Below are 14,373 nucleotides of genomic sequence, written 5' to 3'. Positions count from 1 at the left end.
CGACTTTAGTTACAGTAACGGAGAACTTGAAGTGGTTGGCGCACCCTTAACTATAACGGCTGATAGTAAGGAAAGATTTTATGGTGAAGTTAATCCGGTATTCACTTTCAAATATAGTGGGTTTGTAAATAAGGAAGGCGTGGCGCAAGTAACAACTTTACCGGTTGGTAATAGCGCAGGCCCAACTGCGCTATTAGGGCAGTACCCTATAACAATTAGTGGTGCGGTTGCGCCTAACTATACCATAAATTATGTATCCGGCACCCTTACGGTTAAATCTACCTTAGTTACAGTAAACACGGCCTTTACGCCTAACAACGATGGTGTAAATGATACCGGGAAATAAGTAAGATTGGTCAATACAGTCACTGTACTGTTGAGGTTTTAAACCGTTATGGCGAAAAAGTATTTTACTCCATTGGTTATCCTGTGGCATGGGACGGAAAACGCGGCGGTGCAAACTTACCTACGGGTACTTATTATTACATTATAAAGTTAAATAGCAGTATGAAGCCACTTACAGGGTACTTAGCTATCATACGTTAATAGGATTATAATGAGTTTATTATCTTTAAATTTAATTTAATAACTTAGAGGTTACCAACTATATCCTGATATACCTCATGTATAATCCCCGTAAGCGCATATTAAACTGTTTGCTTTTTGTGGCTGCGTTGTCATGTATTCTTCTATTAGCCCCAAATGTTAATGCGCAGGTTAACCAGGTGGTAAATGCCGGCGATGCTACTGCCCCGGCTGTTTTCCCAAGTGCAGATTGTATTTATAAATGGACTAATGATAATCCCTCAATCGGACTAGCGGCCAGTGGTACGGGCAATATCGCATCGTTTATTGCTAAAAATGATGGTTTTGTCCCTGCTATAGCTACAGTTAAAGCCAGGCTGCAAACTTTTGGTTATCAAACTGTGGGCACCACTACTTATGCTATTGATCTGGTGGATTATACGCAGGCAGGTGTTGTACCGGTGGTTAATGCCAGCCTGCAAGGCACAAGCCCCGATGGTAGTGCCGTATACTTTATGAGCGGCACAGATAACCACACCTTATATAAAGTGGATGGAAGAAATAATAAGCTATTAGCCACTATACCGGTAAGTGCCGGTTTTTATAATATAATAGCTTCCTCAAATATAGTCGGTTTGATTTTTAGCCCGGATGGGAATAAAATATACACCTACAGCACCCAAACCAAATCAATAGTGGTTATTAATACAATAACTAATACGGTAGAGAACACTATAAGTTTAAATCCTGGCCGCACTTATAATCCGATTATACAAATGAGCCCGGATGGTGGCCTGCTGTATTTATTAAGTGGCGATTCTTCAAATCAGTCGGTTTTAACTATTGTAAACACCGTCACAAACTCAGTTGCATCAACTGTCACCCTGACGGTAAAGGGTGGCCGGCTATTTTTAAATGCTGATGGTACTAAATTATACATTGGTAGTGGGGATGCCAACAGCCCCGCTTTAACGTTGTATGATACAATTACAGGCGCTGTTTCGGTTATCCCAACACCTGCCGGCATGGGATTTAGCAGTATGAGCCTTGATGGGAAAAAAGCATATCTTACTCAAAACGCAATAGTAGATATGGTTACCCTTTTCATATTTTAGATATTAAAACCAATACCGTTACTCCTGCAAATCTCGGATTTACTTATACTGCCGGTGTACTGCTTAACCCGAACGGGGAATATGTTTATTTCATAGAACGTGCAACTGGTACCATTAAGGTATTTTCAACAAAAACTGATGAGCTTATTGGAACCATTAAGCAATCGTCTGTAGTTGGTATTAATGTGATTACCCAAACGCCACAGCTAAGTTACGATGGTAGTAAGCTATATCAGACTATGCTTGTGTCTATAAACAATATTGAAGAACGCGGGTATATACAAATGATAGATACCAAAACCAACAAAGTTGTTGATTCAATTCCGCTACAACCTGCACGTAGTAATCCACTTTTTTAACAAAAGGGGCTGATCCATGCACAGGTACACCGGTTACTTTTACAATAACGGTAAACCCGCCGCCACCAGTAATCACTGCTACAGGTGCATTGTCAAACGTAGATGCAGTTTATGGTACCGCGGGGGCATCAACAAGCTTTACAGTATCAGGTACAAATTTACCCGCCGGTATCCTGGTAACCCCGCCTGCAGGCTATGAAGTAAGTACAGACGGAATAACATATAGCAACAATTTAACCATTGGGTTGCCCGGTAAAGTTTTACCTGCCAAAGTTTACGTACGTTTAAAACTGACGACCCGGGTCGGTAAATATTCGGGCAATGTAGTATTAAGCAGCGGCACGGCCAGCGCGAGTGTACCCACAATTTTAAGTGCCGTAACACCTGCGCCGTTAACCATTACGGCCCCTATCACCAAAAAATATGGTGAAGTTTTAAATGATGCGGGGCGCTCAACAGAGTTTACTGCCATTGGCCTAAAAAACAATGAGACAATAGAGGGTATAACGATACATTACAGTGCCGGAGCCGCGTCAAATGATCCGGTTGGTACTTATAAAGGTGCTGTGATTACATCTGCAGCTGCACGCGGTACCTTTTCTTCGGCAAACTATGCGATTTCTTATCCGCCAAGTGATGTAACTGTAGAAGCTGTACCCTTAACTTTAACTGCAGATGACAAGGAAAGAAATTATGGTGAAGCCAATCCGGTACTTACTTTTAAGTACAGCGGATTCGTAAATGGCGAAAGTCCGGCACAACTGACAAGCTTGCCGGTTATTAGCACTACGGCCGTCCTGACATCACCGGTAGGGCAATATCCAATTACAATTAGCGGCGCTGCCGCGCTCAATTATACATTTAATTACGTGCCAGCTACACTTACAATTAAATCAACACCAGTTACAATAGCCTCGGCTTTTACACCTAACGGCGATGGGATTAATGATAGGTGGGATATAAAATATATCGGTCAGTTTCCTAATTGTACTGTAGAAGTTATGAATCGTTATGGATATAAAGTATTCAATTCTGTCGGGTATCCGATTGCATGGGATGGACGGAGCAGTGGCGCAAACTTACCCGTCGGTACATATTATTACATTATAAAGCTTACCAGTGAGAGTAAACCACTTACAGGGTATCTGGCCATTATCAGGTAGGGGATAAATATTTAAAAATATGTTGCGACAACTATATACCATATATGTTAGAAAAGCTATATTCGTTAATTAATATCATTTCCTATAATAATTAAGTTATAACCTGTTTGATATTCTTGTAATGAAGCCAATTGCAAAACCAATTATACCCGTGCGTGAATATGTGGCGTAAATTTTTGATGAAGATATATATATATATATTGGTATTTTTTGCTTTTATTATACAGGCATCAAAGGCGCAGCAGTTACCACAGTATACGCAATATGTATTTAATAACTACCTTTTAAACCCGGCTGTTACAGGCATTGAAAATTATACTGATGTTAAACTGGGTTATCGCAGCCAGTGGACCGGTCTGAATGGTGCACCCGTAACCAGTTTTTTAACAGTAAATACACCAATAGGAGATAATTTTATAAATGGTGATGCTACAGCTTTTCCCGGTGGCGGAGGAACAAACCCATCAAGCCGGTTATATACACAAAATTATATGGCTTCAGAGCCTCACCATGGTATAGGTTTTACATTAGTAACTGATAAAGCAGGCCCGATAACACAAACCAATGTAGCGGCAACCTATGCATATCATCTTGGATTGGCACCAAAGCTAAACCTGGCTGTGGGCGTAGCTGCCGGTTTTAACCGCATTAGCCTAAATACCTCAGAAATTACATTAGGTACTGCTTTTGACCCTGCTATTACAAATGGTGATAACAGCCAATGGAAACCAGATTTGGGAATAGGAGCATGGTTATACTCCGGCGATTACTATTTTGGGGTATCTGTACAACAGCTGTTAAAACAAAATCTTTATTTCAGCACTACCAACACCGCTGTTGACGTTAGTAAAACCGTGCCTCATTACTTTTTGACAGCAGGCACCAAGCTATATATGTCTGACGATATCACCTTATTGCCCTCTGTTTTAATAAAGCAAATTCAACCGGTACCTTAACTTATGATGTTAATCTGAAAGCCTCTTTCCGGACAAGTTCTGGTTGGGCGGTTCCTATCGTCATAACGACTCATTTGGTATATTGGCAGGGTTTAATTTAAGCTCGTTTATTAACGTGGGTTACTCTTACGATATTACCACATCATCATTAAACACTGTTAGTAACGGTACGCACGAAATAGTTATTGGCTTATTATTGAATAACAGGTACAAGGTTACTTGTCCGCAACACGGGTTTTAAGCCCCTAAAAGAGGGGTTAATAAGCTTGAGAGAATAAAAGAGCGATGGATTACCTATCGCTCTTTTCTTTTTTATTCCTCCCCCTTTAGTGGGCTGTGGGCTACAATTCTTTCCTCAATCTTGCTACCGGGATATTCATTTGTTCGCGGTATTTGGCCACGGTACGGCGGGCTATGTTATAGCCGGCATCCTTCAATATCTCAGTTAATTTTTCATCAGCCAGCGGGTGGCGTTTGTCCTCTTTGCCTATGTGTTCTTCCGGGATCTTTTTAACTTCTTTGTTTGATACTTCTTCGCCGCTATCGGTTTGGATAGCTTCAGAGAAGAATGATTTTAACAAGAAAGTGCCATGTTCTGTTTGTACATATTTTGAGTTGGCTACCCGCGATACAGTTGAAATATCCATACCGATTTTATCGGCTATATCTTTCAATATCATTGGCTTCAAACTCTTATCATCGCCGGTTAAAAAGAAATCGTACTGGTAATGCATTATGGCATTCATGGTTTTTAGCAACGTTTGCTGGCGTTGTTTTATGGCATCAATAAACCACTTGGCCGAGTCTAATTTTTGCTTTACAAATTGTACAGCTTCTTTTAATTTTTTATCTTTTTGCGATGCCTTATCATAATGCTGAAACATTTCTGGTACGAGCGGCTTACACGCAATTCGGGGGCATTTTTTGAGTTAAGGGTGAGTATCAGCACGCCATCGCTATTCTTGATATGAAAATCAGGAATAACCTGCATTTGTTTGCTGTTTACTTCGTTCGAGTCGCCGGGTTTTGGGTTAAGCTTTAAAATTTCATTAACCACACCACGCAGCTCAACAGATGTCATGTTTAATGATTTCTCCAGCTTATCATAATGCTTACGGGTAAACTCATCTAAATAATGCTCAACAACTAAAATCGCTTTATTAATTATTGGATCAGTAACGTCTTTACGACGTAATTGTATCAATAAGCATTCCTGCAGGCTGCGGGCACCAACACCCGGGGGTCAAAGCTTTGTATCAGCTTCAGCATATCCTCAACTTCTTCATCTTCGGCCATCACGTTTTGCGAGAAAGCCAAATCATCGGTAAGCGAGGTGATGGGCCTGCGCAGGTAGCCATCGTCATCTAAACTACCTATTATTTGATTAGCTATCTTAAAGTCTTTGTCAGACATTGGCAGCATATCCAACTGGGACTGCAATAATTCAAAAACGAACTTTGTACGGCAAAAGGTATTTCTTTACGGTCTTCCTCTCGTCGCCATTCTGGTCATAGCGCGACCCATATTCATTTACATTGTCTTCCTGCAGGTAGTCGTCAATGTTAAATTCATCTATCTCGCCACGCTCTTCATCACTGTTAAAGTTATCGTCATCCGGGTCGCGGTCAGGGTATTGTTCTTCGGGCTCATTAAGATTTGTTAAACTCAGATCCTCGAGCGCGGGATTCTCTTCCAGCTCTTCTTTTATACGCGTATCTAAAGATACCGTAGGCACTTGCAACAATTTTATAAATTGTATTTGCTGCGGCGATAGCTTTTGTAAAAGCTTTTGTTGAAGGTTCTGTTTTAACATAATAAGAGAAGGCAAATTTACATCAAATTACCTATAACTTTAAATCTTGTTTGAAAATGAAGATTGATTTAACAGTAAATGCCTAAAAACAATATTTGTTTGGGTGCCGTGATAATTTTATGATAACTTTATAAATATAAACTTAGAAACTATGGCTATTGTAAAAGAATTTAAAGAGTTTGCCATGCGTGGCAACGTGGTTGACCCGGCGGTTGCCGTTGTAATAGGTGGTGCATTTGGAAAAATAGTAAGCTCAATGGTTGATGATATAATTACACCTGCCATACTTACTCCCGCACTAAAAGCTGCACACTTAACTAACCTGGCCGAACTGGTAATACCAGGCACCGCTATTAAATATGGTAATTTTTTGTCGCAGGTTATTTCATTTATAATAGTAGCAATAGCATTGTTTTTAATAGTAAAAGCAATAAATGTTACTAAAAAGAAGGAAGAAGCTGCCCCGCCAGCACCACCGGCACCAAGTAAAGAGGAAATTTTACTTACAGAAATTCGCGATTTGCTGGCAAAGAAATAGTCGTTTTTACTGTTAATGAGAGTTATTGATTTTTAAACAATTTATTATCAACAATAGGCTGTTAACTTTTTTCAAGATGTATGTTTGAAAAATTAAATAATTACCTTACATTTGCGCTCTTGTTTTAAAAGACAGATAGAATAAATAATCATGAAAAGAACGTTCCAGCCTTCTCAAAGAAAAAGAAGAAATAAACACGGTTTCCGTGAGCGCATGTCTACTGCTAACGGTAGAAGAATATTAGCAGCAAGAAGAGCTAAAGGCAGAAAAAAATTATCTGTATCTAGCGAAGGCCGCCATAAAGCATAAATTGTAGGTTACTGCTCTGTTATCAGGGGGTGAACCTGTTGTGTTAAATTACGGTTCATAATTAGTAACGATGTACACCTTTACAAAAGAAGAACGGTTATGTAATAAAAGGCTTATTGATGAGCTTTTTCATAACGGTTCTTCTTTTTTATGTTATCCCTTTAAAGCTTCCCGGCTTTTAATGACAGAGCCGCAGCAGGTTCCGGCACAAATTGTTTTTTCGGTTTCTAAAAAACGCTACAAGCGCGCAGTCGACCGTAACCAGATAAAGCGCCACATGCGCGAAGCTTACAGGCTAAGCAAACAACAGCAATTATACGATCAGTTAAACAATGCCGATAAGCGGATAATACTTTCGGTAGGCTATATTGGTAAAGAAATAGCTCCTTATGAACTTATCGAAAAAAAATGCTGAAGCTTTTAACGCAGCTTAATACCGAACTTGTTAAATGAGAGCCGTTGCAGCTGTATTTAAAGCCCTTACAGGCGCTTTCTTTGTGTTGCTGATAAGAATATATCAATACTTTATTTCGCCGCTTACAGGTGCATCATGCCGTTATACACCCACTTGTTCGCAATATGGGATAGAAGCTATAAAAAAGCACGGCGCCTTTAAAGGTGGCTGGCTGACTTTAAAACGTATTGCCAGCTGTAACCCATGGGGTGGCCATGGGCACGACCCGGTACCGTAATTGGTTGATTGGTCATTTGTCATTAGTTGATTTTTTGACCCGGCAAATTTTATAAATGACCTGTACTAATAACTAATGACCATTGACGAATGACTATTATACAAATTGAAACTGCTACTACCGTATGCTCTGTTGCTTTGGCCGGGGATGGGGAGGTTATAGCCTTTAAACAGTTAGACGAGCGCAATATCCATGCAGAAATAATAACCCTTTTTATTGATGAATTAATTAACGCTGCGGGTTTGAAATATAGTGATATAGATGCTGTGGCGGTAAGCAGCGGCCCCGGGTCGTATACGGGATTACGGATAGGCGTATCAACAGCCAAAGGTTTGTGTTTTGCTTTGGATAAACCACTTATAGCAGTAGAAACTTTAGCTGCAATGGCACAGGGGATAATTAATGAAGGTGATATTGATGCTGATACCTTACTTTGCCCTATGATTGACGCACGGCGTATGGAGGTTTACACGGCTTTATTTGATGCCAACGGTGGGCTTGTAAAGCCAACCTCAGCAGAAATTATTGATGATGGTAGCTTTAAAGAACAATTACAAAATAATAAGATATTGTTTTTTGGAGATGGGGCAGAGAAATGCCGTGAAGTGTTGAGCGCTAACCCTAATGCACAATTTGTAACCGGTTTTGCTAACTCGGCCACACACATTACCAAAAAGGCTGCTGAAAAATTTGCCGGTACTGATTTTGAAGACGTAGCCTACTTTGAGCCTTATTACCTTAAAGATTTCTTAGTTACCCAAAAGAAGGCTTAATAGTTTGGATCTTTTTTACCGAAGATGCTGTCCCATATTTTGCCAACGAAACCTTTATCTCCGTCAGGTATTGAGCTCGAGTTTAACCGGCGCTCAATCAGCGATCCGAATTTAAAGGATACTCCTATATAAAAATCCATACCAGTAAAACGGCCCTCGGTTCACAACAACCTGGGGTTTGCGCGGGATCCGTTGCAGAATGTATCGCACTACCTAATAATTGTCCAGTTTGTATAACGCGTTCACTGCCAATAAAAAACTCAGAATTATCTTTTTTACCATGAACTGTACGCCCAAATTAAACAGTTTCAGATCGCTATACGACGCCGTAAGCGTTCCTATATAATTACTGTATTGTACCGGAGCAACTAACGCTGCTGTAAATCCGGGATAAAAACTTCTTTTGAACCTATAAGTGTTGGTGAAAACTTAATATTCTCATTACCACCCAGCAAATATGATTTATTGATGCTCAGTTCAAGCAAACCGTTGGTTGGCGAAGTAAACCCTTTTTTTACCTGGCTGCCTGTGGTTAGGCTGTCTAAACTGTGGGTAATAATACCTTCGCGCTCGCTGCTTGAAAAGTCATTAAGTGTTGTACTGCTGCCAAAATTAGAAATTAATGATTTGCTGCTCCAATGTATAAAACCCAAATCTTTAAGATTGAGTTGCCATTTATAGCCGCTTTCGTCACGATATGAGGTACCTATGCTTATTGCCGCACCGGGATTTCTGAATGAGGGCAATATTTTCTGCTTACTTGTTTGCCCGTCGGTACTACTGACATAACTTGTACCCTGTAGCGCTATTGTAGCAGCATCGTTGGTTTGATCAAGCGATATACTTGACTGATAAATATTAATTTTTCTGTACGTAAGTCCTGATAATGCACTAAATTTTAAACCAAAGGCAAATTGCTTTGTAAGTTGCTCACGATAGGTGAATGAAATTTGATGATAAGCCTGGTAAAAAATCTTATCATTAAATATATTAGCATAATTTGAATTGTTTAACCGTCTGAAACCATTAAACAATGCAATAGATTCATCTGTAGCCACACCACGGGCTTCTGCTTTGGTACTAAATGAAAAACCGGCTTCTTCGTCGCCGTTTTCACTAACAAATAGTTTAAACATAACAAAATATGAATTTGCATTCATATTTATACGGTTATATGCACCCTTGCCTATTTCTAAATTAGCCGTGTTGTAGTATGATTCGAACGCCCCGGTTTTTAACGCCGCCTGGCCATTACCTGTTAAATAAAAGTTGGTGTTAAAGTTTGGAATAAAAAAGTTAAAAGCAAACTGTTTGGTAGTATCCGGGATAAAAGCTCTTTGAGCAGGATTCTCGAACGAATCATATAATGAGCCGGTGTTATATTGCGCAAATTGCTGTCCAAAAATCTTAAGGCTGATCAGGAAAAAACAACAAATTAGTAGAGTTTTCTTCATTTAATTATTGTAATCAGGAGAATAACTTTTTAAAGATAAAATTTCGAAATCTATTATTAGTAAAATAAATTTATTAATTATTTATTCGATGTTATCCGGCTGGTTAAGATTCATACAAAAACTTGTGTAAAAGTTTTTGTCGGCAGTTATCAACTGGTATGACGCGGCGTAGAAATTTTTCCAACCCGTTTCATTCGCTTCAAAATCATTGTAAAAGTTATCGCCAAGATCCTGCTTTAATATGGGCTGGGCATTTTTAAAGTTAATATACCGTGCAACATTGCTTCGTTCGGCCACCAGTTATTAAACTGATTGTATTGTTGTATTTTGCTTTGATATTTATGATTAATATAAGTGTCGCTATAACTTTTTAATTCAGACTCGCTATTGGCTAATATTAAGTAATTATCAACTATCATAAACCATGGGCGATTAAACATACTAAAAGCATCACCTAACAGGAAGAATGGCAGCTTACTATAATTTAATTGGCCAATCTCATCAGTTGTCATTCTGCTTACATTCTTCATTACTGGTTTAAAAGCCTGCCCATCGGTTAAAGCTATAATGGCATACTTTTCCATATAACGTGTTGTAACAACCGCAAACTCATAGCTTAATACCGGTTAAACTCGGTTATTAAATTAATTCCGGTTTCGGCTTTAACCTTTTTAAATATTGAGTCTTTTTCATGTTGAAGTTTTGCCCCGGTATGCCAGCCGGACAGATCAGTTTTAAATTTCTTAGGGTCAGAAACAGCAAAACTTAAACTATAAGCAGTAGTTGATGGGAAAATATCTTTAAGCTGGTTTACAACAGGCTGTTGGTTAGCAAATAAATTTAGATATCCGGCAGGTTGATCGTGTTCAATGTTTGAGAAACCTGTAAATAACAGGGCGTCACTTTTAATTCAAATTCAACGCAGCTAATGCCGGTAACAGCTTAAAGCTTTTAAAGATATCAGTATTCTTATTTTTAAACAGTGCTTCAAATAAAGGGTTTAATTGGTTGTAATTAACATACAGGTTAGCCAGCGAATTTGATTTTTGCTGATCAGGCAATTTTAAAAAAGTTTTTTGTCTTTGTTTGGAACGTAACGCGCACTTTGATCTATCAATTCTTTTGAAAAACTGCCGGTAAATATGCCGTCCTCTTTATTAATCAGGTAAAACCGTTTTTTAAGGGAGCCTGAGTATATAGTATAACCTTTTTTACCGTCGATATTTACCGCGCTAACTAATAAACCTTTATTTGCTTGCCGCGGTAGCTTGCCAATCTCTTCAGCGTTAAAATTTTTTGTGGCTGCAATGGTTATAAGCAATGCTACAGTATGATCCTTTAATGGGTGTAACGAGATAAAAGTATTTTGACCCGTAAAAAAATTTTTAAGCCCTTGATTTCCTAATAACTGCGAACGTAAAGTATCTAATTCATCAATTTGTTTTTTGCCAATAACAGCTGCAAATAGCTTGTTGTCTTTAAAAATGTCGTAAAATCCATCATCGTTATTAAACTCGAAAACCAGCGCTGTGTTATTAGGGATGGTGCTCATAGTTTGGCTGGTATGTAACCCCGATGTGTTTAAATTTTTAAAATAGACAACTGTTATGGCTATGGCAGCCATAAATAAAATTATTGTGGTAATAATTAGTCGTCTCATCGTAATAGTTTACGCTGCAAGTTAGATTTTTACAGCCAAGCATTCAAGTAATACTTTCAATTGGTTAACTTAGCCTTTTAAATTTTCATGAACAGATCAATAATAATCACCGCTGCAATATTTGGTATGGTGGCCGTTATAGCCGGCGCGTTTGGTGCGCATGGGTTAAAAGCCTTAATAGCACCATCGCAATTAGAGGTATGGCATACCGCTGTCGAATATAATTTTTACCACGTTTTTGCCTTATTGTTTTTGTCGACTATGGCAAAAAATAATAGTGGGTGGGTAAAGGCAAGTTTTTACTTGTTTGCTATTGGTATCCTATTTTTTTCGGGATCATTATACTTACTAGCCTGCCGGGATTTATTGCATATTGAAAACGTAAAAGTAATAGGGCCCATAACGCCTTTGGGGGGCTTATTATTTATCATTGGCTGGCTATCACTTGCTATGGCAGCTGCAAAGGGTAAATAATTATGCTTGAATTTGCCGAAGGCCCATATACCGAACGAAAAACACTTTTTGTTGAGGTGATTTTACCACTGGCTATTGCTAAGAATTATACCTACAGGGTGCCTTTCGAGCTAAACAATATAGTAGCTATTGGAAAGCGGGTGGTAGTACAATTTGGCAAAAGCAAACTTTATACGGCTATTGTTTCTGCTATAACCGAGAATCCGCCTGAAAAATATGAGGCCAAATATTTACTGGAGATATTAGACGACCGCCCGGTTGTAACACCAAAACAACTGCAGTTTTGGAAATGGATGGGCGAATATTACATGTGTAACGATGGCGAAGTGATGAACGCAGCTTTGCCATCAGCTTTAAAATTAGCCAGCGAAACCAAGATAGAACTTAATAAAGAATTTGAATACGATAAGGCCACGTTGCACGATAAAGAGTTTTTAATTGTAGAAGCACTTGAGATCCAGCCTGAACTCACCATAAGCGACATAGCTAAGCTGTTGAGTCAGAAAACAGTAATGCCTATATTAAAAGGGTTGTTCGAGAAAAACATCATCAACATATCCGAAGAAGTAAGCGACCGTTACAAACCACGCAGGCGTACCTTTTTAACGTTTAACCCAGCTTACCGGGGACAGGATAGTTTAAAAGAGTTGTTCGCTATTCTTGAAAAACGCGCACCCAAGCAGGCAGATGCTGTATTGGCTTATCTTAAACTTGCGCGCCACCAAAAAACTATATCAAAAAATGAATTGATAGAAGAAAGCGGTGCCGGCGCGTCAAGCATTAACTCGTTAATTGAAAAAGAAGTTTTTATTGCCGAGGAAAAGAATGTTAGCCGTTTGTTTTTTGAGGAAGAGGACCGGATGCAAATTTTGAACTAAGCACACAACAGCAGGAAGCACTGACTGCTATAAAGCAACAGTTTGAGCAAAAGGATGTGATATTACTTCACGGTGTAACCTCATCTGGTAAGACACAGATATATATAAGGCTTATAGAGCAGATGATTGCGCAGGGTAAGCAAGTACTTTACTTATTGCCCGAAATAGCGCTTACAACTCATGTAATAGAGCGCCTGCGCCAATATTTTGGTGCCAGTATAGGTGTCTATCATTCGCGGTTTAACGATAACGAACGCGTGGAGGTTTGGCAGAAAGTATTGAATAACGAATATAGGGTTGTATTAGGCGCACGCTCGTCGGTATTTTTGCCATTTGCTGACCTGGGATTGATAATTGTTGATGAGGAGCACGAAACATCCTATAAACAGTTCGATCCGGCGCCGCGCTATAATGCCCGCGACGCGGCTATTTTTTTGGCTAATATGCACCGGGGTAAAGTATTGCTGGGGTCGGCAACGCCATCGTTTGAAACTTACTTTAACGCCCGCACCCATAAATATGGTTTCGCCGAACTGACGGAGCGATACGGTGGCATACAAATGCCGGTGATAGAGGTTGTAAGTATTGCCGAAGAAACAAAGAAGAAAACTATACAGTCGCACTTTACAAGTGTATTAATGGCTGATATTGAAGCCGCGCTTGCTAATAAAGAACAGGTAATATTATTCCAAAATCGCCGCGGGTACGCTCCTGTTTTGTTATGTAAGATTTGCGCTTATACACCTAAATGTATTAATTGCGATGTAAGCCTTACTTACCACAAACGTACAGGCAAGTTACATTGCCATTATTGCGGTTATAAAGAAGATACCCCGAATATTTGTCCGGCATGTGGATCAACACATTTAGAATACCGTGGTTTTGGTACAGAGAAGATAGAGGATGAGCTAAGCCTGTTGTTGCCTGCTGCGCGAATAGCACGAATGGACTTAGACACAACACGGTCGCGCAACTCTTTACAGAACATCCTGAATGATTTAGAAGAGAAAAAGATAGATATACTGGTAGGCACACAAATGGTAGCCAAAGGGCTTGATTTTGCAGATGTAACTGTAATAGGGGTTATTAGTGCCGATAGTTTGTTAAAGTTCCCCGACTACCGTGCCAACGAACGCAGCTACCAAATGCTTGCCCGTGGTAAGCGGTAGGGCGGGCCGCAGGGGGAAACAAGGCAAGGTGGTAATACAAACTTACGACCCTGCCCACCGGGTTATTAAACAGGTTATAGAGAATAATTACGCCGAACTTTATTTTACCGAAATGGAGGAGCGTAAAGCTTTTCATTACCCGCCTTTCTATCGTATCATCAACCTTGATATCAAAAATAAAAACCCCGAGATATTACATAACCAGCCACGTACCGGGCAACCAGTTACGTGGCCATTTTGGCGAAGAACGGGTGGTTGGACCGCAGGTGCCGTTGGTAAGCCGGATACGTAATTACTATATCCAGTCCATCATGTTAAAGTTTGAAAAAGATGGCGTATCAATTAATAAAGTAAAAGCCACCATTAGGGACGTTATAACACATTTTCAAACTACACAACTAAGTAAGGGCTGTATAGTACAGCCCGATGTTGACCCCTATTGACACGATTTAGGGATGTAATGATTTTATAGGATTATGTCGGGTATATTAATTA

19 protein-coding genes and 1 pseudogene are annotated in these 14,373 nt (G+C 39.5%); 16 read left to right on the top strand and 4 right to left on the bottom strand.

What is annotated here, in order from left to right:
• The 6 genes from HK413_RS00530 to HK413_RS18845 form a co-directional block, all read left to right on the top strand.
• Positions 1 to 346 (top strand): MBG-2 domain-containing protein (locus HK413_RS00530; RefSeq protein ID WP_175268757.1); only part of this gene is annotated, 346 nt, incomplete at its 5' end.
• Entirely contained in the window at positions 343 to 546 is a 204-nt protein-coding gene (locus HK413_RS21710) for a T9SS type B sorting domain-containing protein (RefSeq protein WP_175268761.1), read from the top strand. The genes HK413_RS00530 and HK413_RS21710, both read left to right, overlap by 4 nt.
• Before the next feature lie 119 nt (positions 547 to 665).
• Positions 666 to 1,640: a YncE family protein gene (locus HK413_RS00520; protein WP_217451889.1), complete on the top strand. Its 975-nt coding sequence runs from the start codon at positions 666 to 668 to the stop codon at positions 1,638 to 1,640.
• A gap of 448 nt (positions 1,641 to 2,088) precedes the next feature.
• Entirely contained in the window at positions 2,089 to 3,162 is a 1,074-nt protein-coding gene (locus HK413_RS00515) for an MBG domain-containing protein (RefSeq protein ID WP_175268755.1), read from the top strand.
• A 179-nt stretch (positions 3,163 to 3,341) separates the two neighbouring features.
• The gene (locus HK413_RS00510) at positions 3,342 to 4,118 is read left to right on the top strand and encodes a PorP/SprF family type IX secretion system membrane protein (protein ID WP_262886703.1); all 777 of its coding nucleotides are present in this window, start codon (positions 3,342 to 3,344) and stop codon (positions 4,116 to 4,118) included.
• Positions 4,119 to 4,161: 43 nt separating this feature from the next.
• Positions 4,162 to 4,359: a type IX secretion system membrane protein PorP/SprF gene (locus tag HK413_RS18845; protein WP_262886702.1), complete on the top strand. Its 198-nt coding sequence runs from the start codon at positions 4,162 to 4,164 to the stop codon at positions 4,357 to 4,359.
• 100 nt (positions 4,360 to 4,459) lie between these two features.
• On the opposite strand, the pseudogene rpoN reads toward HK413_RS18845, so the two are convergent.
• Positions 4,460 to 5,931 (bottom strand): annotated as a pseudogene (gene rpoN / locus HK413_RS00505) (RNA polymerase factor sigma-54).
• Between the two features lie 151 nt (positions 5,932 to 6,082).
• Here rpoN and mscL point away from each other — a divergent pair.
• From mscL to tsaB, 5 genes are all read left to right on the top strand, one after another.
• Positions 6,083 to 6,469 carry a large-conductance mechanosensitive channel protein MscL gene (gene mscL / locus HK413_RS00500; protein WP_217451888.1) on the top strand — a complete coding sequence of 129 codons (387 nt, stop codon included), beginning with the start codon at positions 6,083 to 6,085 and terminating at the stop codon, positions 6,467 to 6,469.
• 150 nt (positions 6,470 to 6,619) lie between these two features.
• Positions 6,620 to 6,778 (top strand): 50S ribosomal protein L34, encoded by a 159-nt coding sequence (rpmH, locus tag HK413_RS00495; RefSeq protein ID WP_175268754.1) that lies wholly within the window; start codon positions 6,620 to 6,622, stop codon positions 6,776 to 6,778.
• A 70-nt stretch (positions 6,779 to 6,848) separates the two neighbouring features.
• Positions 6,849 to 7,193: a ribonuclease P protein component gene (locus HK413_RS00490; protein ID WP_175268753.1), complete on the top strand. Its 345-nt coding sequence runs from the start codon at positions 6,849 to 6,851 to the stop codon at positions 7,191 to 7,193.
• 34 nt (positions 7,194 to 7,227) lie between these two features.
• On the top strand, positions 7,228 to 7,470 hold the full coding sequence (gene yidD / locus HK413_RS00485; protein ID WP_175268752.1) for a membrane protein insertion efficiency factor YidD: 243 nt from the start codon (positions 7,228 to 7,230) through the stop codon (positions 7,468 to 7,470).
• An 89-nt stretch (positions 7,471 to 7,559) separates the two neighbouring features.
• Positions 7,560 to 8,243, top strand: a complete 684-nt coding sequence (tsaB, locus tag HK413_RS00480) for a tRNA (adenosine(37)-N6)-threonylcarbamoyltransferase complex dimerization subunit type 1 TsaB (protein WP_175268751.1) — start codon at positions 7,560 to 7,562, stop codon at positions 8,241 to 8,243.
• A 368-nt stretch (positions 8,244 to 8,611) separates the two neighbouring features.
• Here the strand turns inward: tsaB and HK413_RS00475 are convergent, their stop codons facing one another.
• From HK413_RS00475 to HK413_RS00465, 3 genes are all read right to left on the bottom strand, one after another.
• A complete protein-coding gene (locus HK413_RS00475; RefSeq protein ID WP_175268750.1) occupies positions 8,612 to 9,697 on the bottom strand; it encodes a DUF5723 family protein in 1,086 nt (361 codons plus the stop codon).
• A gap of 236 nt (positions 9,698 to 9,933) precedes the next feature.
• Positions 9,934 to 10,281: a hypothetical protein gene (locus HK413_RS00470; protein ID WP_175268749.1), complete on the bottom strand. Its 348-nt coding sequence runs from the start codon at positions 10,279 to 10,281 to the stop codon at positions 9,934 to 9,936.
• A gap of 479 nt (positions 10,282 to 10,760) precedes the next feature.
• Positions 10,761 to 11,321, bottom strand: a complete 561-nt coding sequence (locus HK413_RS00465; protein ID WP_175268748.1) for a hypothetical protein — start codon at positions 11,319 to 11,321, stop codon at positions 10,761 to 10,763.
• Between the two features lie 123 nt (positions 11,322 to 11,444).
• Between HK413_RS00465 and HK413_RS00460 the strand changes: the two genes are divergently transcribed.
• From HK413_RS00460 to HK413_RS20320, 5 genes are read left to right on the top strand one after another with little or no spacing between them, the layout of a single operon-like run.
• Complete coding sequence (locus tag HK413_RS00460; RefSeq protein WP_175268747.1) at positions 11,445 to 11,831, top strand: DUF423 domain-containing protein; 387 nt, start codon at positions 11,445 to 11,447, stop codon at positions 11,829 to 11,831.
• Positions 11,832 to 11,833: 2 nt separating this feature from the next.
• Entirely contained in the window at positions 11,834 to 12,709 is an 876-nt protein-coding gene (locus HK413_RS20335; protein WP_317169137.1) for a primosomal protein N' family DNA-binding protein, read from the top strand.
• A gap of 20 nt (positions 12,710 to 12,729) precedes the next feature.
• On the top strand, positions 12,730 to 13,878 hold the full coding sequence (gene priA / locus HK413_RS20330; RefSeq protein WP_317169142.1) for a replication restart helicase PriA: 1,149 nt from the start codon (positions 12,730 to 12,732) through the stop codon (positions 13,876 to 13,878).
• A complete protein-coding gene (locus HK413_RS20325; protein WP_317169136.1) occupies positions 13,865 to 14,170 on the top strand; it encodes a hypothetical protein in 306 nt (101 codons plus the stop codon). The genes priA and HK413_RS20325 overlap by 14 nt, the downstream gene beginning before the upstream one ends.
• Positions 14,130 to 14,321 (top strand): hypothetical protein, encoded by a 192-nt coding sequence (locus HK413_RS20320; protein WP_317169135.1) that lies wholly within the window; start codon positions 14,130 to 14,132, stop codon positions 14,319 to 14,321. The genes HK413_RS20325 and HK413_RS20320 overlap by 41 nt, the downstream gene beginning before the upstream one ends.
• Positions 14,322 to 14,373: the final 52 nt, after the last annotated feature.

Source organism: Mucilaginibacter humi, assembly GCF_013087555.1.
This window is presented reverse-complemented; position numbering and strand designations above follow the sequence as displayed.

Coding starts and splice junctions, on each gene's coding strand:
- HK413_RS00475 (WP_175268750.1), bottom strand. CDS start 9,697: ATGAAGAAAACTCTACTAATTTGTTGTTTTTTCCTGATCAGCCTTAAG.
- rpmH (WP_175268754.1), top strand. CDS start 6,620: ATGAAAAGAACGTTCCAGCCTTCTCAAAGAAAAAGAAGAAATAAACAC.
- tsaB (WP_175268751.1), top strand. CDS start 7,560: ATGACTATTATACAAATTGAAACTGCTACTACCGTATGCTCTGTTGCT.
- HK413_RS00470 (WP_175268749.1), bottom strand. CDS start 10,281: ATGGAAAAGTATGCCATTATAGCTTTAACCGATGGGCAGGCTTTTAAA.
- HK413_RS20335 (WP_317169137.1), top strand. CDS start 11,834: ATGCTTGAATTTGCCGAAGGCCCATATACCGAACGAAAAACACTTTTT.
- mscL (WP_217451888.1), top strand. CDS start 6,083: ATGGCTATTGTAAAAGAATTTAAAGAGTTTGCCATGCGTGGCAACGTG.
- HK413_RS00510 (WP_262886703.1), top strand. CDS start 3,342: ATGAAGATATATATATATATATTGGTATTTTTTGCTTTTATTATACAG.
- HK413_RS00490 (WP_175268753.1), top strand. CDS start 6,849: ATGTACACCTTTACAAAAGAAGAACGGTTATGTAATAAAAGGCTTATT.
- HK413_RS00465 (WP_175268748.1), bottom strand. CDS start 11,321: ATGGCTGCCATAGCCATAACAGTTGTCTATTTTAAAAATTTAAACACA.
- yidD (WP_175268752.1), top strand. CDS start 7,228: ATGAGAGCCGTTGCAGCTGTATTTAAAGCCCTTACAGGCGCTTTCTTT.
- HK413_RS00460 (WP_175268747.1), top strand. CDS start 11,445: ATGAACAGATCAATAATAATCACCGCTGCAATATTTGGTATGGTGGCC.